Annotated in this window: 15 protein-coding genes and 1 tRNA gene; 7 read left to right on the top strand and 9 right to left on the bottom strand. The window is 68.7% G+C overall.

Going from position 1 to position 16,833, the window contains the following annotated elements; translation table 11 throughout:
• Positions 1-33: 33 nt before the first annotated feature.
• Both VB080_RS12325 and VB080_RS12320 read right to left on the bottom strand, forming a co-directional pair.
• Positions 34-876, bottom strand: coding sequence for a class II fructose-bisphosphate aldolase (locus VB080_RS12325; protein WP_323418753.1), 843 nt, complete (start codon positions 874-876; stop codon positions 34-36).
• Positions 873-2,180: an alpha-glucosidase/alpha-galactosidase gene (locus tag VB080_RS12320; protein ID WP_323418752.1), complete on the bottom strand. Its 1,308-nt coding sequence runs from the start codon at positions 2,178-2,180 to the stop codon at positions 873-875. The genes VB080_RS12325 and VB080_RS12320 overlap by 4 nt, the downstream gene beginning before the upstream one ends.
• A gap of 84 nt (positions 2,181-2,264) precedes the next feature.
• On the opposite strand from VB080_RS12320, the gene VB080_RS12315 reads away from it, so the two are divergent.
• Entirely contained in the window at positions 2,265-3,089 is an 825-nt protein-coding gene (locus tag VB080_RS12315) for a DeoR/GlpR family DNA-binding transcription regulator (RefSeq protein WP_323418751.1), read from the top strand.
• 636 nt (positions 3,090-3,725) lie between these two features.
• Here the strand turns inward: VB080_RS12315 and VB080_RS12310 are convergent.
• Positions 3,726-3,807: transfer RNA gene (locus VB080_RS12310), tRNA-Tyr, on the bottom strand.
• Between the two features lie 128 nt (positions 3,808-3,935).
• Between VB080_RS12310 and VB080_RS12305 the strand changes: the two genes are divergently transcribed.
• The 3 genes from VB080_RS12305 (at position 3,936) to VB080_RS12295 (ending at position 6,104) form a co-directional block, all read left to right on the top strand.
• The gene (locus VB080_RS12305) at positions 3,936-4,643 is read left to right on the top strand and encodes a glutamine amidotransferase (RefSeq protein WP_323418750.1); all 708 of its coding nucleotides are present in this window, start codon (positions 3,936-3,938) and stop codon (positions 4,641-4,643) included.
• Between the two features lie 14 nt (positions 4,644-4,657).
• On the top strand, positions 4,658-5,149 hold the full coding sequence (locus VB080_RS12300) for a YajQ family cyclic di-GMP-binding protein (protein ID WP_323418749.1): 492 nt from the start codon (positions 4,658-4,660) through the stop codon (positions 5,147-5,149).
• A 145-nt stretch (positions 5,150-5,294) separates the two neighbouring features.
• Positions 5,295-6,104: an exodeoxyribonuclease III gene (locus VB080_RS12295; RefSeq protein ID WP_323418748.1), complete on the top strand. Its 810-nt coding sequence runs from the start codon at positions 5,295-5,297 to the stop codon at positions 6,102-6,104.
• A 12-nt stretch (positions 6,105-6,116) separates the two neighbouring features.
• Here VB080_RS12295 and VB080_RS12290 read toward each other — a convergent pair whose 3' ends face one another.
• The 4 genes from VB080_RS12290 to VB080_RS12275 are packed head-to-tail and all read right to left on the bottom strand — an operon-like array spanning position 6,117 to position 10,472.
• Positions 6,117-6,953: a carbohydrate ABC transporter permease gene (locus VB080_RS12290; RefSeq protein WP_323418747.1), complete on the bottom strand. Its 837-nt coding sequence runs from the start codon at positions 6,951-6,953 to the stop codon at positions 6,117-6,119.
• Positions 6,950-7,897: a sugar ABC transporter permease gene (locus VB080_RS12285; RefSeq protein ID WP_323418746.1), complete on the bottom strand. Its 948-nt coding sequence runs from the start codon at positions 7,895-7,897 to the stop codon at positions 6,950-6,952. Before VB080_RS12285 ends, VB080_RS12290 begins: the two co-directional genes overlap by 4 nt.
• A gap of 3 nt (positions 7,898-7,900) precedes the next feature.
• Positions 7,901-9,226 (bottom strand): sugar ABC transporter substrate-binding protein, encoded by a 1,326-nt coding sequence (locus tag VB080_RS12280; RefSeq protein ID WP_323418745.1) that lies wholly within the window; start codon positions 9,224-9,226, stop codon positions 7,901-7,903.
• A gap of 25 nt (positions 9,227-9,251) precedes the next feature.
• On the bottom strand, positions 9,252-10,472 hold the full coding sequence (locus VB080_RS12275; RefSeq protein ID WP_323418744.1) for an aminotransferase class V-fold PLP-dependent enzyme: 1,221 nt from the start codon (positions 10,470-10,472) through the stop codon (positions 9,252-9,254).
• A gap of 109 nt (positions 10,473-10,581) precedes the next feature.
• Here VB080_RS12275 and VB080_RS12270 point away from each other — a divergent pair, with 109 nt between their 5' ends.
• Positions 10,582-11,355, top strand: coding sequence for a FadR/GntR family transcriptional regulator (locus tag VB080_RS12270; RefSeq protein WP_323418743.1), 774 nt, complete (start codon positions 10,582-10,584; stop codon positions 11,353-11,355).
• On the opposite strand, the gene VB080_RS12265 is transcribed toward VB080_RS12270, so the two are convergent.
• Both VB080_RS12265 and mptB read right to left on the bottom strand, forming a co-directional pair.
• Positions 11,345-12,274, bottom strand: a complete 930-nt coding sequence (locus tag VB080_RS12265) for an enoyl-CoA hydratase/isomerase family protein (protein ID WP_323418742.1) — start codon at positions 12,272-12,274, stop codon at positions 11,345-11,347. The genes VB080_RS12270 and VB080_RS12265 overlap by 11 nt on opposite strands.
• A complete protein-coding gene (mptB, locus tag VB080_RS12260; RefSeq protein WP_323418741.1) occupies positions 12,271-13,740 on the bottom strand; it encodes a polyprenol phosphomannose-dependent alpha 1,6 mannosyltransferase MptB in 1,470 nt (489 codons plus the stop codon). Before mptB ends, VB080_RS12265 begins: the two co-directional genes overlap by 4 nt.
• 184 nt (positions 13,741-13,924) lie before the next feature.
• On the opposite strand from mptB, the gene VB080_RS12255 reads away from it, so the two are divergent.
• Both VB080_RS12255 and VB080_RS12250 read left to right on the top strand, forming a co-directional pair.
• Positions 13,925-15,778, top strand: a complete 1,854-nt coding sequence (locus VB080_RS12255; protein ID WP_323418740.1) for a 2-oxoacid:acceptor oxidoreductase subunit alpha — start codon at positions 13,925-13,927, stop codon at positions 15,776-15,778.
• Positions 15,775-16,821, top strand: coding sequence for a 2-oxoacid:ferredoxin oxidoreductase subunit beta (locus tag VB080_RS12250; protein WP_323418739.1), 1,047 nt, complete (start codon positions 15,775-15,777; stop codon positions 16,819-16,821). Before VB080_RS12255 ends, VB080_RS12250 begins: the two co-directional genes overlap by 4 nt.
• Positions 16,822-16,833: the final 12 nt, after the last annotated feature.

Genomic DNA, 16,833 nt, shown 5'->3' with positions numbered 1-16,833 from the left:
AGCCGGACGGTCAACGCCTCAGCGGCGCACCGCTCAGGCCACCACGCCAAGCAGATGGACGGCAGTCGCGGCGGTGGCCTCCCGGACGCCGTCGAGGTACCTGCGTGGGTCGACGGCCTTCGGCCGGTCGGCGAGTTCTTGCCGCAGCCGGGCGGTGCCGGCGATCGCCAGAGCGGTGCCGATGTTGACCTTGCGAATGCCGGCACCGACCGCCGCGTCGAGCACCTCGTCAGGCACTCCCGAACTGCCGTGCAGCACCAAGGGCACCGGCACTACCGCGTCCAGGACGGCGATCAGGTCGAGGTCGAGGGTGGCTGTGCGTTCCAGCATCGCGTGGCTGCTGCCGACCGCGACCGCCAGTCCGTCCACCCCGGTGCTGGCGACGAACGCGACCGCGTCATCCGGGTCGGTGCGGACGCCCGGGGCGTGCGCACCATCCTTGCCGCCGACCTCGCCCAGTTCACCCTCGACCCACAGGCCGAGCCGGTGCCCGGCCGCGGCGACCCGGGCGGTGGCAGCAAGATTCTGCTCGTAGGGCAGCGTCGAGGCATCGAACATCAGCGAACCCAGCCCCAGCTCCTCGGCCCGGGCCAGCAGCGCTCCCGCGAGCTCCGGGTCGTCGATGTGATCGGCGTGCAGCGCCACCGGCTGGGTCGCAGCCCGGGCGAGTTCGCAGCAGGCCGCCAGCAGCGGAGCGAAGCCACGGCGGAACCTGATCGCGTTCTGGCTGACCTGCAGAATCAGCCCCCGTCCGGCCTGTTCGGCTGCCGCAACGACGGCTTCGGCCTGCTCCAGGGTGATCACGTTGAAGGCGGCCACCCCACGTCCGCGCCGCCGTGCAGCTGCGATCAGGTCGGCGGTTCGGGCCAGGGTCATATGTCCAACTCTCCGCCCAGCGACCGCGGCAGGTAGCTGGCGTGGGCGGCGGTGAGATCGTCGCACAGGGCCCAGATCTGCTCGGGGGTGAGCGTGGAACTGGCATTCGGATCGGCCAGCACGGCCTGCCGGACATACCGCGGGTCGCCGGTGCGGGCGGCTTCGATCGCCAGTTCGGCCACCGAGAGGTAGGCCCGGTTGAGTGCGGCGCCGAGCAGCGGGACGCTGCCGTAGTGCTGGGGATGGACGCCGGCAGCGTCCACCAGGGCGGGCACCTCGACCACCGCGCCTGCCGGCAGGTTGTCGATCAGGCCACGGTTGACCACGTTGGCATGGATTGTCCGGGTGGTACCGGTGAGCATGGAGTGGATGACCTGCGGCGCGTACTCGGCCGCTTCATCGTGCAACTCCAGGTCGCCGCCGGCGGCCAGGGTGGCGCGGGCCTGTTCGAACTCGCGGACGTTCTCCTCGGAGATGCCCAGGTACTCCCCCGGTTGTAGCCGGTAGCGCTCCACCTGCGCGTCCGAGCGCAGGAACCAACTGAGGTATTCCGAGGAGTGCTCGCTGGTCTCGGTGGGGTAGTAGCCCACCCTGCCGAAGATCTCCACCCGCACCCGGCGTTCGAGTTCGGGGTCGGCAGCGATCGCGGCGCGCAGCCGGGGGTAGAGGTCCTCGCCGTGCCGGCTCCACTCGGTGAGCCAGGCCTGGTGGTTCACCCCACCAGCGGTGTAGTCGGTGCCCTCCAGGGGAACGCCGATCAGCTCGCACAGATCGTGCACCGTCCAGTAGACGCTGTGGCACAAGCCGACCGCCTTCAGTTGGGGCGCGACCACCGACAGCCACCAGATGTTCATCGCCATCGGGTTGGTGTAGTTCAGCAGCCAGGCGTCGGGGCAGACCTCGGCCATGTCGGCAGCGATCCCGGTCAGCACCGGGAAGGTCCGCAGTCCGCGGAACACCCCGCCCACCCCGGTGGTGTCGCCGATGGTCTGCCGCAGTCCGTAGCGGGCCGGGAGCTCCAGGTCGACACGGGTGGCGTCGATCCCGCCGACCTGGATCATGTTCACCACGAAGTCGGCACCGGCCAGGGCCCGCCGGCGGTCGGTTTCGGCGCGCACGCCCAACGGCTTGCCGAGTTGCCGGGCGACATTGCGGGCGGTACCCAGGGCGACATCCAGGCGTTCGGCGTCGATGTCGAACAGGACGAGGTCCACGGTGGGCAGGTCGGGGAAGCGGAGCAGGTCGACGATGAGCTGCCGGGTGAAGACCACGCTTCCGGCACCGACAAAAGTGATCTGGGCCATACCCTGATTCTCGCCAGGACCGCGCAATCCGAGCAACAGATTGAGCGGATTGACGCGCAAATACTCAGCTGAGATGATCGGTTCGTGGTCACTTCGTCACTGCAACCCGCCAACTTCGTCGCCGGACAGCCGGGCAAGCGTTCTCGTCGGCTCGCCGAGCTGCTGGAGTTCATCGGCGGTCGAGTCGAGACCAGCGTCGCTGACCTCACCAAACACTTCGACAGTTCCCCGGCGACAATCCGGCGGGACCTGGCCGTCCTGGCTGACCAGGGCGTGATTCTGCGCACCCATGGCGGGGCCCGCCCGGCCGACGGAGCAATCGAGGTACCGGTGGCGCTGCGAGACACCCGCTATGCCGAGGCCAAGCAGCGCATCGCCCGGGCGACCGTGGCACTGATCCCGCGGGAGCGGCACTCGGTGGCGTTCTGCGGTGGCAGCACCACCGCCTGTGTGGCCCGGGAGCTCGGCTGGCACACCGACCTCACCGTGATCACCAACTCGTTGACCATCGCCACCATGCTGACCCGCTTCCCCCGGCTCAAGGTGCTGATGACCGGCGGCATCCTGCGGCCGCAGTCGCAGGAGCTGGTCGGCGTCCTGGCCGAAGGGACGTTCAACGCCGTCACCCGGATCGGAACCGCGATCCTCGGCGCCGACGGCGTCTCGGCCGAGGACGGCGTGACCACCTACGACGAGACCGAGGCCAGAACGAACCACGCCATGGTCGCCAAGGCGGACCGGACGATCGTCGTGGCAGACGGCTCGAAGATCGGTCGGGCAGCGTTCGCCGCACTGGCAGGGCTGGACGAGATCAACATCCTGGTCACCGACGAGTCGGCAGACCCGGCCGAGTTGGACCGGATCCGGTCAGCCGGGGTACGGGTGGTCGTGGCCGGCGCCAACTCCTAAAGACCGTGAGTCCGATTGACGACGTACTCAGCGTCAGCGGTGCCTCGAGGGACGCTGACGGGCGCGGCAACGCCCGACAATGCGCGCCGGTGATGACCTGCTAGGTGGTGCGACCCGATGCGGCAGACAGCGCTTGCCACATCCTCATCCTCCACACCGGAACAACCAGCGGTTCCTTCGGCGACCGCGTTAGCGCAGTCCCGATCGACACGCTGTGGGCCACCTGAGCGCAACGCCAGGCCACCCGGACCTCACATACCGTCTATCTGACCCGCCTTGGCGCTTAAGCGTGACACGAGGCCACTGTCATCGCCCACTCGCGCCAGAGGTCTCGAAATCGCAGCCATGAACGCACCTCATCGGCATGGACGCAACGTCCGGTGGCTGTGCTGAACGGTGTGATCCCGGCCATCGGTGCTCCTCGTGATGCCCTGGAACACACCCAGAACGAACCACGTGGCTCTCGACGGACACACTCAGCGGAATCTCACGGTCGAGGAACCCCGTCGCACCATGTCACCGTGCCCAGAGGAGGGCAGCACCCCGCGAAACCATTGGGCACGTATTGGGCACGGCCCTGAATTTCAGAGGCCCCAGACTCGATATTCACCGTAGCCAGGGGCCTCTTTTTACACGTGGCAGGTGTAGGATTCGAACCTACGTAGGCTGTGCCGACGGTTTTACAGACCGCTCCCTTTGGCCGCTCGGGCAACCTGCCGTGCGCGAGCACTGTAGCAAAGCGGATCGGTCGACAACTAATCGGCAGTGGCCGAAACTGGTCACTCACTCACGACCGCTGGCGCCGCACCGTTAGCCTTCATTGACACCTCGCCGTGAAGGAGCACCATGACGTCGACTGCCCTCGCGATCCGGCACGTTCGGTTCGAAGACCTCGGCATCCTCGCCCCACTCCTCGCGCAGCGCAGCTACCGCATGTCCTACCTCGATGCGGGCATCGATCCGCTCACCGACGATGCCCTGCTGGAGTCCGACCTGGTGGTCGTCCTCGGCGGCCCGGTCGGGGTCTACCAGACCGCGGCCTACCCATTTCTGGAAGCCGAGAAGCGGGCCATCGCGAGACGTCTCGAGGCCGGGTCGCCGACCCTGGGCATCTGTCTGGGAGCCCAGTTGATCGCTGATGCCCTGGGCGCCGAGGTGGCCGCGACCGGACGCACGGAGATCGGCTACGCCCCGCTCACCCTGACCCCGCAGGGACAAGAGTCCGTCCTCGCACCCGTGGACGGGGTGCCGGTGCTGCACTGGCACGGCGACCAGTTCGCCATCCCGGAGGGCGCCGTAGGCCTGGCTGGCACGCCCGGTTTCCCCCATCAGGCGTTCGCGAGCGGCGCGAACGTCCTCGGCCTGCAGTTCCATCTGGAGGCCGACCACACCCACCTCGAGCCCTGGCTGATCGGCCACGCCCACGAACTCGCCAGCGCGGGCATCGACCCCCGCACCCTCCGCGCCGACGCTGCCAGCCACGGGCCCGCACTGCGTCATGCGGCGACAGCGGTCTTCGCCACCTGGCTCGACGGGCTCGATCGACAGCAGTGAGGCAGAATGGCCCCATGGCTGGTGAGAGCTCTTTCGACATCGTCAACAAGGTCGACCGCATGGAGGTCGACAACGCGCTGAACATGGCCGCCAAGGAGGTGCGCAACCGGTTCGACTTCAAGGGCACCGATGCGGTGATCAAGTGGTCAGGCGAGGTAGTCGAAATGGAGGCCAACGGCGAGGAGCGGGTGAAGGCCGTCCTCGACGTCTTCCAGACCATGCTGGTGCGCCGCAAGGTCGACCTGAAGTCGCTGTCGGCCGGCGACCCGCGGCTGTCCGGCAAGCTGTGGAAGATCAGCGCCACGCTGGACTCCGGCATCAGCGCCGACAACGCCCGCAGAATCGCCAAGCTGATCCGGGACCAGGGACCCAAGGGGATCCGCAGCCAGATCCAGGGCGACGAGTTGCGGGTGTTCTCCAAGAAACGGGACGATCTGCAGGCCGTCCAGAAGCTGATCCGGGACGCCGACTACGACTTTGCCGTCCAGTTCACCAACTATCGCTGATGCGCCCGTCGACTGACTCGGCGAGGTGCGCTGGTCGCCCACGAGGATCGCTGTCGGCGGCCCGGGGATCCCGCGGCGAACGATGCTGTATCACCGTCGGTCCAGCATTGTTTCCTCACCTGCCGTCGTGCCGGCCGGTGATGCCGTGAGGATCGCCACCGTCAACGTCAACGGGATCAGAGCCGCCGTCCGCCGCGGGTTCGGTGACTGGCTGGCCGGACGCGACTGCGACATCGTCGCCCTGCAGGAGGTCCGCTGCCCCACCTCCCTGCTGCCCTACGAGGCCTTCGAGGGCTACCACCTGAGCTACCACGAGGGGAACCTGCCCGGCCGCAACGGGGTTGCGCTGCTCACCCGGGCCGAGCCCGAGGCCATCCGCGAGGGCTTCGGCTACGCCCACGATGCCGAGGGACGCTACCTCGAGGTTGACCTGCCAGGGTTGCGGGTGGCCTCGCTCTACCTGCCCAAGGGCGGCGTCCCGGACACCGACGACCCGGACGAGACCCGCCGCTACCAGCGCAAGATGCGCTTCCTGCGGTCCTTCCGTCCCTACCTGACCAGAACCCGCCGCGAGGCGAAGGCGCAGGGCCGGGAGTTCCTGGTGATGGGCGACTTCAACATCGCCCACACCCGCAACGACCTGCGCAACTGGCGTTCCAACCAGCACTCGGAGGGCTTCCTGCCCGAGGAGCGGGAGTGGTTCGGTTCGATCCTGTCGCCGCGCACCCTGGTGGACGTGGTGCGCCGGCTGCAACCGGACGCCGACGGTCCCTACTCCTGGTGGAGCTGGCGCGGCCAGGCGTTCGCCAACAACACCGGCTGGCGGATCGACTACCACCTGGCCAGCGCCGAGTTGGCCGCGCGCGCCCTCACCGGCGGCACCGATCGCGAGGCCGAGTACGACTCCCGGCTCAGCGACCACGCTCCCGTGGTGGTCGACTACGCCGACCGGTAGCGGGGGCCGTCCTCAGCCCTTGGTGGCTCCCTGGGTCAGTCCGGCGACGATCCACCGGCTGGCGAAGGCGAACAACGCCATCGTCGGCAGGATCGTCAGCACGGCCGCTGCCGACATCGGCCCCCACTCGATGTTGAAGCTGGAGATGAAGCCGTTCAGTGCCGTCGGGATGGTCTTGCGGGAGTCGGTGTTGATCAGGGTCACCGACAGGAAGAGCTCGTTCCAGCAGTTGACGAAGTTGAAGATGAACGTCGCGATGATCCCGGGTGCCATCAGCGGGACGACGATCCGCCACAGGGCGCCCATCCGGCTGGTGCCGTCGACCATCGCCGCCTCCTCCAGGCTGTCGGGGATGTTGTCGAAGAAGCCGCGCAGCATGATCGACGAGAACGGGATGGTCATCGCGATGTAGATCAGGACCAGCCCGAAGCGGGAGTCGACCAACCCCAGCTTGACGAACATCTGGTAGAGCGGTCCGAGCGCGATGAACGCGGGGATCATCTGCGTGACCAGAAAGGCCAGCAGCACCGCACCCTTGCCGCGGAACTGGAACCGGGACAGGACGTACCCGCTCAACATGGCGATCAGGGTCGCAACCAGGCCCGCCGACAGTGCCACGGCGAAGCTGTTCAGCAGGTAGTCGCCGAACTGCGCCTTCTGGAAAAGATGCAGGTAGTTCTCCAGCGAGAACGTCTTCGGCCAGTACCGGACGGGGTACTCCGCGATCTGGCTGGCCGGCTTGAGGGAGGTCAACAGGATCCAGTAGAGCGGGAAGAGGGTGATGATCGCCCAGATCGCCAGGCCCGCTGCCCGGGCGATCTTCAGCGACAACGGGTAGCGGCTGATCATGAGCGCTGGTCCTTTGTCAGCAAGGTCAGGTAGGCACCGGTGAACACCACGAGCACGCCCATCACGATGAAGCCCAGGGCCGAGGCCATGCCGTAGTCGCCCTGCTGGGTGAACTGAATCATCCAGGTGGTGGCGATCTGGGTCTGGTTTGCCGGTCCGCCGCCGGTCATCGCCCAGATGATGTCGGGGAAGTTGAAGATCCAGATCACCCGCAGCAGCACCGTCAGCAACAGCGTCGAGCGGATGTAGGGGACGACGACCCGGGTCAGGGTGCGCCAGCGTCCGGCGCCGTCGAGGGCTGCCGCCTCCCGCAGCTCGTCGGGGACAGACTGCAGCGCGGCCAGGATCATGATGGCGAAGAAGGTCACGCCGTACCAGACGTTGGCGATGATGACGGCCAGCAGCGCCAGGTTCGGGTTGGCCAGCCAGGGAATCGGGACGGACGTGATGCCGGTCCGCTGCAGCAGGTCGTTGATGACACCGAATTCGGAGTTGAACATCCAGCGGAACAGGATGCCGATCAGAAAGCCGGACACTGCCCACGGGTAGAAGATGACCGCCTGGTAGACGCCCCGGAAGCGAAACGTCTGCCGCAGCGCGAGGGCGATCAGGAAGCCGATGACGAACTGGGCGAGCAGTGAGCCGACCACCCAGATCGCCGAGTTGAGCATGGTCTTGCCGAACAGCGGGTCGGCCACGAGCTTCTGGAAGTTGCCCAGGCCCACCCACGGCGTGCTGGTGAGGTCCCACAACGTCCAGCGCTGGAAGGCCATCCGTCCACCCACGAACAGCGGGTAGTAGGTGAAGATGACGACGAAGACGAAAGCCGGGGCCAGATAGCCCAGGATCGTCAACCCGGTGCGGGTCGTGAAGCGCCGCCGGGGCGCGGGGCGGGCGCTCGGCGCGCCCACCCCGCTGGCGACCTCAGAGGCCGTCCGGGCCACCCGTCAGGCCTTCCACTTCTCGGTCCAGTACTGGTCCCAGCCCTTCAGGGCATCGGCAGTACTCAGCTGGCCGAGCAGGACGGACTGCAGGTCGGCCTGCTCCTTCTGCGTCCACTCCGTCCACCAGGCCACTCCGCGCGGCTCGACCACCGAGACGTAGGTCTGTGGCTGCGAGGTCATCTCGACATAGGCCGTCCACGGGCCCGTCTTGAAGAAGTCGTCCTCGGCGGCCGACTTCTGGATCGGCACCAGCGAGTTCTCCTTGGCGAACTTCGAGGACTGCTCCTCGTTGGAGAGGAACTCGATCAGCTTCAGCGCCTCGGCCTTGTGCTGGGTGAAGGAGGTGATGCCCCAGCCGGCAGTGGCCATCGGCCAGGCCGCCTTGCCGGACGGGCCCACCGGGTTCGGCGCGACGCTCCACTGGTCGTCGGTCAGCGAAGATCCCTTGACGGTCGCGATCACCTCGGGATCCTGCAGCAGGAAGGCGGTGGAACCATTGGTGAAGCCCTCCACCATCTCGGCGTAACCCCAGGCCACCGACGAGGGCGGTGAGCCCTTCTTGAACAGCTCGATGTACGTGTCGAGCGCGGCCTGCGACTCCGGTGTCGAGAAGATGGACGCGCCGCTGGCGAGCCGGTAGGCGTTCGTCGGATCGATGTTGTCCATGTTGTAGGCCTCGAGGATCGAGACCATCTGGCCGACGGAATTTGTGCCGCCGCGGAAGGCGTAGCCGTAGCGGTTCTGCGCCGGATCCTGGATCTTCTCCGCCTGCGTGACCAGGTCCTCCCAGCTCTTCGGCGGCCCGGCGAAGCCGGCGTCCTTCACCAGGTCGGTACGGTAGTAGAGGCTCAGCCCGTAGAAGCCGTAGGGGATGAAGTAAGTCTTGCCGTCGGCCGCCATCGCGCCGGCGCCCTTGGCCTGGTCGGTGAGGCTGGCGTAGCCGTCCCAGTTCTTCAGGTCATCGGTGATGTCGGCGAGCCAGCCGTTGTTGCTGAACGGGCCGACGGTCAGGTCGCGGACCTCGAGCACGTCGACGCCGGAGCCGGCCTGCAACATCTGCTGGATCTTGGCGTCGGCCTGATCGGTCGGCGGTGAGATCAGCTGCACCGTGATGCCCGGGTTGGCCTTCTCGAAGTCATCCAGCATGCCCCGGATCAGCTCGGTGCGAGCCGGTGCGGTGAGCGACTCGACCATCTGAAGGGTGACCTCACCTCCGCTGGTACCCCCACCGGTGGTGCCGCCATTGGTCTCCCCGGTGCCGGAACAGCCGGCGAGCGCGAGGGTGAGTGCCGTGACCGCCGCCGTGGCGGTTAGCAGGTGTTTCCGCATCGTTTCTCCTTGTGATTGGTGGTCTTCAGGACGCAGAGGTTCCCCTGTTCCGGTCGACGGACCACTGGTGGAGCAGGGGAATCCCCACCGTGGCCAGGTACTGGTAGTCGGGCAGCGCGTTGTAGGCGTGTGCCGACAGTCGGAAGTAGCCGCGGCCACCGAACTCGGTGAACGCGCCGGCGATGCCGACGGCGTCGCTGAACGGGACGCGCAGCGCGTCCGCCTCGTCATGGCTGCCGCCGAGTTCGCCCGGGAGCCGGACCAGGCGCATCGGGCCGACCGGCTGGCCGACGTCCGGCAACGGGTCGTCCACCAGACCGTCGAGCGCGGCGGCGACCAGCGCGCAGGCCTCGTCCATCAACTGCCGCGCCGCGGTGCGGATGTTGGCCCAGCCCAGGGTCTGATCGAGGTGGCGCCAGGCGAAGGGGGCGACCAACCAGGCCGTGAGGTCCATCGTCCCGTTGTGATCGAACCGCTCGGGGTAGGGCAGGTGCGCCCCCCAGGAGTCGGTCAGGGGAAACAGCTCCTGTCCGTCCCCGCGGCTCACCAGCACGGCGGCTCCGCGCGGGGAACAGGCGAACTTGTGGAGGTTGCCCACCCAGTAGTCGGCCTCGCGGCAGACCGGGTCGGCCAGGACGCCCGGGGCGTGGGCGCCGTCCACCAGCGAGAGGACACCCCGGGAGCGGGCCAGCCGGCACAACTCCTCGACCGGGAAGGCGCGGGCAGTGGCGGAGGTGATCTGGTCGATCACCAGCAGCGACGGGCGATGCCGGTCGAACTCGGCGGTGATGATCGCGACCACGTCGTCGGCAGTCGCGTCGAGCGGAATGTGGGCCATCGTCCAGTGGCCTCCGGTGCGGGTGGCCAGGCGTTGGGCACCCATTGTCACGGCCCCGTAGCCGTGATCGGTCACCAGGACGTCAACCGGACCGCGTCCCAGCAGCGACTGGTACACGACGGAGGCGCCGGCCGAGGCGTTCAGCACGAACCCGAGCCTGGCCGGATCGACCCGGAGCAACGCGGCCATCTCGGCGCGGGCTGCGGCGATCCGCTCCGGCTGGGAGGCGAACCAGCGGACCGGGTTCCACTCCACCAGCCGCCGCAACCTGTCCTGCTCGGCCTGCACGGCCTCCGGGACGGCGCCGAAGGAGCCGTGGTTGAGGTGGCGCACCCGCGGATCGAGCGTCCAGCGGGGTTCTGGGTCGACGACAACGACACCCTCCGGCGCAGTGTGGTGAATCGGCATCCGCCCTCCTTGTCGGACAATCATTATCGTCATCACCGGCAAAACGCCAGAGCCAGCCAAGATTTCGCAGTGATTGTCTGACAATCGTTACATTCGGCAAGATAGGGGCATGGATTCGCCTGTAAGCGCCGTCGAGATCGCCCGGCGCGGGCTGTGCCGCATGATCGCCACCGGCGAGCTGGCAACTGGCCAGTTGCTTCCCAGTGAGGCCGAACTGTGCGAACGGTTCGAGGTCTCGCGCAGTTCGCTGCGTGAGGCCCAGAAGATGCTCGCCGTCGCGGGCGTGCTGACCGCCCGTCCAGGGAGCCGCACCGCGGTCTCCGACATGTCGGCGCAGCAGATGATGTCCGGACTGGAGATGATCATCCCGCTGCTGCCACTCGACCGGTTTCTCGAACTGTTCCCACTCCGGGAGGTGCTGGAGGGCCACGCCGCCGCACTCTCGGCAGCGAAGGTGTCGGACGGCCAGTGCCGGCGGCTGGCCGAACTGGCCGACGAGCTCGCCGCCACCGAACCCTCCGATCGGGCCCAGCTGCTCGACGCGGACTTCCACTCCATGATCATCGACGGCGCCGGCGATGAGGTGATCGCCGCCCTGCTGGCGACGATCCGGCGGCGCGGACGCGACTACCACGTCTACGAGGACGCCGGCCATGCCGATCTCAAGGTCATCAGCGACCAGGCTCACCACAAGATCGCCCAGGCGATCGCCGGACGGGATCCGGAGTCGGCGCGGTTCCTGGCCATGCAGCACGTCCGCACCACCCGCGAGTGGCTGGAGGGCATCCGGCCCGGGCCGGTGATCTTCGAGGCCGGCACCCCACCGCTGCCGGCAGCGGTCTCGCCAACGCCGGCAGCGGGGACGGGCCGGCTCAGGCGGTGAAGATCGCCGCCACCTCGGCGGGCGTGACCTCGTCGAGGCTGGCGTGAGTCCAGTGCGGAGTGCGGTCCCGGTCCACCAGTTGAGCGCGCACGCCCTCGGCGAAGTCGGGGTGCCGGGCCAGTGCCGAGCAGGCCACCAGGTCCTGGGCGGCCACCTCGGCCAGCGTGAGCCCGGCCGCCCGGCGCAGCGCCGCCAATGCCACGTGCACCGCCAGCGGGCTGCGGGCGCGCAGCGTCTCGGCCGCCTGGTGGGCCTGGGGTTGCGGGTGCCGCGACAACCGTTCGAGGATCGCCACCGGGTCATCACCCGCGTAGCACTCGGTGATCCAGTCGTGGTCGACGGCCAGCACCGGGGACGGCAGGGTGCCCACCACCCGGTCGGCCAGCCCCAGCCAGAGCGCGTCCGCCGCGTTCACCGCCGTACCGGTCAGTGCCAGGTGGGTGCCGACCTCGGCAGGCATCCGGGAGAAGTACCAGGTCACCAGCACGTCGGGGTAGAGGCCGATCTGGGTCTCCGGCATCGCCAACTGCGAGGTCGGCGTCACCACCCGGTCGGAGCCGTGCACCGACAGTCCCATCCCGCCACCCATCGTGATGCCGTCCATCACCGCGGTGTAGGTCTTCGGGAACTCGGCGATCGCCAGGTTCAACGCGTACTCGAACCCGAGGAACTCCGCCGGGTCGGACCCGTCGCCGATCACCGCGCGCAGGGCGCGGACGTCAGCCCCGGCGCACAGCCCACGCTCTCCCGCGCCGGTCAACTCCACTCGCTCGACCTCGGGGTCGACGGCGAAGTCGTCCAGAACCCGGCGGATGGTCTGCAGCATCGCGTAGGACAGCGCATTGATCGCGCGCGGCCGGTTCAACCGGATCCTGCCCACGCCCGCGACGACGTCGACCAGCACCTCGGGTTCACTCATCGATGGATCTCCTGCAATTCGAGGGTTGACTGAGCGTGAGCCTGGGTGTGCCGCCAGACGAGCGCAAGCAGCAGGGCGGCCGCTCCGAAGACCAGCCCGATCGCGTCGTTGCGCCAGGCCAGGCCTCCGGCACCATAGGTCAGCAGCGTGGCCATCACCACCACCGAGAGCTTGACCACCCGATCGGACGGCCGGGTCAGCGGCAGCAGCAGCCCACCCCAGGTGACGTACCAGCTGTTCATCGCGATCCCACCGAAGGCGAACAGCAGCCAGCCCCAGCTCAGGAAGGCCAGCGGACGCCGGCGGCCGACGGTGAGCGCCAGCCAGACCATCGCCACGCCGGTGAGTGCCAGGCCACCGATCCGGATCCCGTTCCACGCCGACACGGCGGCTTCCGGCTGGCCGAGCAGGGTGAGGATCGCCAGCGCGGCACCCCCGATCAGGCTGGTCGGCGCCAGTGTGATCACCGCTCCCGGGACGGTCGCCGCCCACACCCAGCCATAGCCGAGCCCGGACAGCCAGGTGATCCCGGCGAAGACGCCCGCCCCGATCGCGGTCGCGAGCGCCAGCCGTCCCAACGCCCGCAGGCTGTCCCGCCACCGGAACGACTCCCAGGGATGGTCGATCAGCGCGACCGCCCACGCCGCCAGCAGGGCCGGCTGTTTGATCGACGTTGCGACGCCCACGGTGATCGCGGCCAGCCAGAACCGGCGGTCGAAGGCCAACCAGAGCGCGAGCACCACCAGCCCCATCATCAGGGCGTCGTTGTGCGCCCCGCCGATCAGGTCGATCACCAGGATCGGGTTGAGCACCGCGAACCAGGCGGTGAACTCCCGGTCCACACCGACCCGATCGGCGAGCTTCGGGAGCAGGACGACGATCAGCGCCACTCCCACCAGCGCGGGGATCCGCATCAGCGTTGCCGCCACGTAGGGGTTGTTCTGGGCGAGGATCACCAGGCCGTGGAAGAGCTGCAGCGACAGCGGCGGGTACATCGCGGTGGTATAGCGCCAGGCCCAGGCGGCCTGGTCGGCGAACGCGCCCGGCAGCACGCTGATCGGGTTCTCGTAGGGGTTGAGCCCGTTGCGCAGCAGCCAGCCCTCGGCGGCATAGGCGTAGGCATCGTGGCTGAACACCGGAGGCGCGAGCAGGAACGGGAGGCTCCACAGCAGACAGACCGCCCACGGTCTGGCGACCAGCGTCGGCCGGGGCCGCAGTCTCAGCCAGGCGTCCGCCAGCAGCCCCAGCCCGGCCACTGCCAGGGCGGTGCCGAGCACCCGCACCGGCCAGGAATCCAGCCCGAGGGCACGCAGCGGCTCCCACCACGGACTGTTCTGCGGCAGGTAGGCCGGGGTCAGCGAACCGGCGAACAGCAGCACGGTTCCCAGCAGGCCACGCCGGACCGCGCGCGACGACCACGCCTCCGCGAGTTCGCGGCGGCGTGCAGCCAGGTTCGGCGGCGCCACGGATGATCCTTCCAGGGGTTACCCGACAGCCTATTCCCCCGCCGTGGTGGCCACTGGCCGCACCACCGTCCACCGCCATCACCCGTTGTCACTCGCTGCTCGTCGCAGCCGGTAAGCTGGCTGGACGGGGCTGAGCGAGGACGGTATCGGCGCGGCCGCCAGAGAAAAGAGACATTCCAGATCCATGAACGACATCACGACGCTCGACCATGTGGTGATCCGTTTCGCAGGCGATTCCGGCGACGGCATGCAGCTGACCGGCAACCGCTTCACCCACGAGACAGCAGTGGCCGGCAACGACTTCTCGACGCTGCCGAATTTCCCCGCGGAGATCCGCGCCCCAGCAGGCACCGTCGCCGGGGTCTCCAGCTTCCAACTGCACTTCGCGGACTTCGACATCCGCACCCCCGGCGACCATCCGGACGTGCTGGTGGCGATGAACCCGGCAGCACTGCGGGCGAACATCGCCGAACTGGTTCGGGGCGGCACGATCATCGCCGACTCCGCCGACTTCACCGCCCGCAACCTGGCCAAGGTCGGCTACGCCTCCGACCCGCTCACCGACGGGTCGCTGACCGACTACCAGGTGTACGCCTTCGACCTCACCGCGCAGACCATCGCCGCGGTGGCCGAACTCGGCCTGGGCCGCAAGGACGCCGTCCGCACCCGCAACATGTATGCCCTCGGCCTGCTCAACTGGATGTACGACCGGTCGCTGGACGGCACGATCGACTTCCTGGCGCACAAGTTCGCCGGGAAGCCCGACATCCGCGACGCCAACATCGCCGCGTTGAAGGCCGGCCACGCCTTCGGCGAGACCGCCGAACTGATCGCCACCCGGTACCGGATCGCTCCGGCCCCGGTGCTCCCCGGCACCTACCGGCAGATCTCCGGCAACAAGGCCCTCGGCTTCGGCCTGATGGCCGGCGCCGCCCGCGCCGGGCTGCGGCTCTTCCTCGGCGCCTACCCGATCACCCCGGCCTCCGACGTGCTGCACAACCTTGCCGCGGCCAAACAACACGGGGTGACCACCTTCCAGGCCGAGGACGAGATCGCCGCGATCTCCTCGGCGATCGGGGCCTCCTTCGGCGGCCAGCTCGGCGTGACCGTCACCTCCGGCCCGGGCATGGCGCTGAAGTCTGAGGCCGTCGGCCTGGCGGTGATGCTCGAACTGCCGCTGGTGGTGTGCGACGTCCAGCGTGCCGGGCCGTCCACCGGGATGCCGACCAAGACCGAGCAGGCCGACCTCACCCAGGCGCTGTTCGGCAGGCACGGCGAGGCCCCGTTGCCGGTGATCGCCGCCGCCTCCCCTGCCGACTGCTTCGACGCCGCCTTCGAGGCCGTCCGAATCGCGATCACCTACCGCACCCCGGTGATCCTGCTGTCCGACGGCTATCTGGCCAATGGCGCCGAGCCGTGGAACGTCCCCGACCTGGCCTCGCTGCCGGCGATCGACCCGGCCTTCGCCACCGAGCCGAACGGCCCGGACGGCAGCTTCCTGCCGTACGCCCGCGACGCGAAGCTGGCCCGGGCCTGGGCGATCCCGGGCACCCCCGGGCTGGAGCACCGGGTGGGCGGCATCGAGAAGGCCGACGGCACCGGCAACATCTCCTACGACCCGGCCAACCACGAGCACATGGTCGGCCTGCGGGCCGCCAAGGTGGCCGGGATCGCCGCGGAGCTGCCACCCGCGGTGGTCGACGACCCGAGCGGACGGGCGCGCGTCCTGGTGGTCGGCTGGGGTTCCACTCAGGGTCCGATCGCTGCCGCGGCACGACGCGTCCGCAGCACCGAGCGTGCGATCGCCACCCTGCACCTGCGCCACCTCAATCCGCTGCCGTCCAATCTCGGGGAGGTCCTGCGGGCCTACGACCGGGTGATCGTGCCCGAGATGAACCTCGGGCAGCTCGCACTCTGGCTGCGCGCCACCTACCTGGTGAACGCCGAGAGCTACTCGCGGGTGCGCGGCCTGCCGATCCCGGTCGCCGAATTGGCCGCAGACCTTGAGGCCATTGTGGATGAGGAGGAAGCCAAGTGAGTCAGCAGATCTCCGCCGGGCTGCGCACCGTGCCGCTGGCTGTCGAGCCGCTGAACCGCAAGGACTTCACCACCGACCAGGAGGTGCGCTGGTGCCCCGGCTGTGGCGACTACGCCATCCTGGCCACCTTCCAGGGTTTGATGCCGCAGTTGGGCATCAAGCGTGAGAACACGGTGATCGTGTCCGGGATCGGCTGTTCCTCGCGGTTCCCGTACTACGTGGACTCCTACGGCATGCACTCCATCCACGGCCGGGCCCCGGCGATCGCCACCGGGCTGGCGATGGCGCGAGAGGACCTGGCGGTCTGGGTGGTGACCGGGGACGGGGATGCGCTCAGCATCGGCGGCAATCACCTGATCCACGCCCTGCGCCGCAACGTGAACATCACGATCATCCTGTTCAACAACCGGATCTACGGGCTCACCAAGGGCCAGTACTCCCCCACCTCCGAGACCGGCAAGGTGACCAAGTCGACTCCCGCCGGCTCGGTGGACACCCCGTTCAATCCGGTGTCGTTGGCGCTGGGTGCCGAGGCGAGCTTCGTCGCCCGCACCGTCGACTCCCACCGGGCCCATCTGACCGAGGTGCTCGGTGCCGCGATCAGCCACCGCGGGGCGTCCCTGGTCGAGATCTACCAGAACTGCCCGATCTTCAACGACGGCGCCTTCGACGGCCTGAAGGGGCCCGACTCCGGGCTGATCCCGCTGCGGCACGGCGAGCCGATCGTCTTCGGGCCCGACAACGCCCAGGGCATCGTCCGCGGTGCCGGCGGCGTGCTGCACGCCGCGCCGGTCGCCGAGGTCGGCCTGGAGAACGTCCTGGTCCACGACGCCCACCGCGCCGACCCGGGGCTGGCCTTCGAGCTCTCCCGGCTGACCGATGCCGGCACCGTGGTGAACGCTCCGGTGGGGATCTTCCGGGATGTCGAGCGCCCCGCCTACGACGACCTGGCGCGCTCCCAGGTCACGATGGCCGACGATCCCGCCGAGCGGCTCGCCGCCCTGCAGGGACTGGTCAACGGGCCGGACACCTGGGTGGTCTGAACCGGACCGGCC

The sequence above is a fragment of the Propionicimonas sp. genome (assembly GCF_034927565.1).
In the GTDB taxonomy this organism is placed as follows: Bacteria; Actinomycetota; Actinomycetes; order Propionibacteriales; family Propionibacteriaceae; genus Propionicimonas.
The sequence above is the reverse complement of the archived record's forward strand: the minus strand, read 5'-3'. Positions and strand labels throughout refer to the sequence as shown.

Bases quoted from the DNA above. Each gene is read 5' to 3' on its own strand.
- VB080_RS12290 (WP_323418747.1), bottom strand. From the start codon at position 6,953: ATGATCAGCCGCTACCCGTTGTCGCTGAAGATCGCCCGGGCAGCGGGC.
- VB080_RS12320 (WP_323418752.1), bottom strand. From the start codon at position 2,180: ATGGCCCAGATCACTTTTGTCGGTGCCGGAAGCGTGGTCTTCACCCGG.
- VB080_RS12265 (WP_323418742.1), bottom strand. From the start codon at position 12,274: ATGAGTGAACCCGAGGTGCTGGTCGACGTCGTCGCGGGCGTGGGCAGG.
- VB080_RS12280 (WP_323418745.1), bottom strand. From the start codon at position 9,226: ATGCGGAAACACCTGCTAACCGCCACGGCGGCGGTCACGGCACTCACC.
- VB080_RS12305 (WP_323418750.1), top strand. From the start codon at position 3,936: ATGACGTCGACTGCCCTCGCGATCCGGCACGTTCGGTTCGAAGACCTC.
- VB080_RS12270 (WP_323418743.1), top strand. From the start codon at position 10,582: ATGGATTCGCCTGTAAGCGCCGTCGAGATCGCCCGGCGCGGGCTGTGC.
- VB080_RS12325 (WP_323418753.1), bottom strand. From the start codon at position 876: ATGACCCTGGCCCGAACCGCCGACCTGATCGCAGCTGCACGGCGGCGC.
- VB080_RS12275 (WP_323418744.1), bottom strand. From the start codon at position 10,472: ATGCCGATTCACCACACTGCGCCGGAGGGTGTCGTTGTCGTCGACCCA.
- VB080_RS12255 (WP_323418740.1), top strand. From the start codon at position 13,925: ATGAACGACATCACGACGCTCGACCATGTGGTGATCCGTTTCGCAGGC.
- VB080_RS12300 (WP_323418749.1), top strand. From the start codon at position 4,658: ATGGCTGGTGAGAGCTCTTTCGACATCGTCAACAAGGTCGACCGCATG.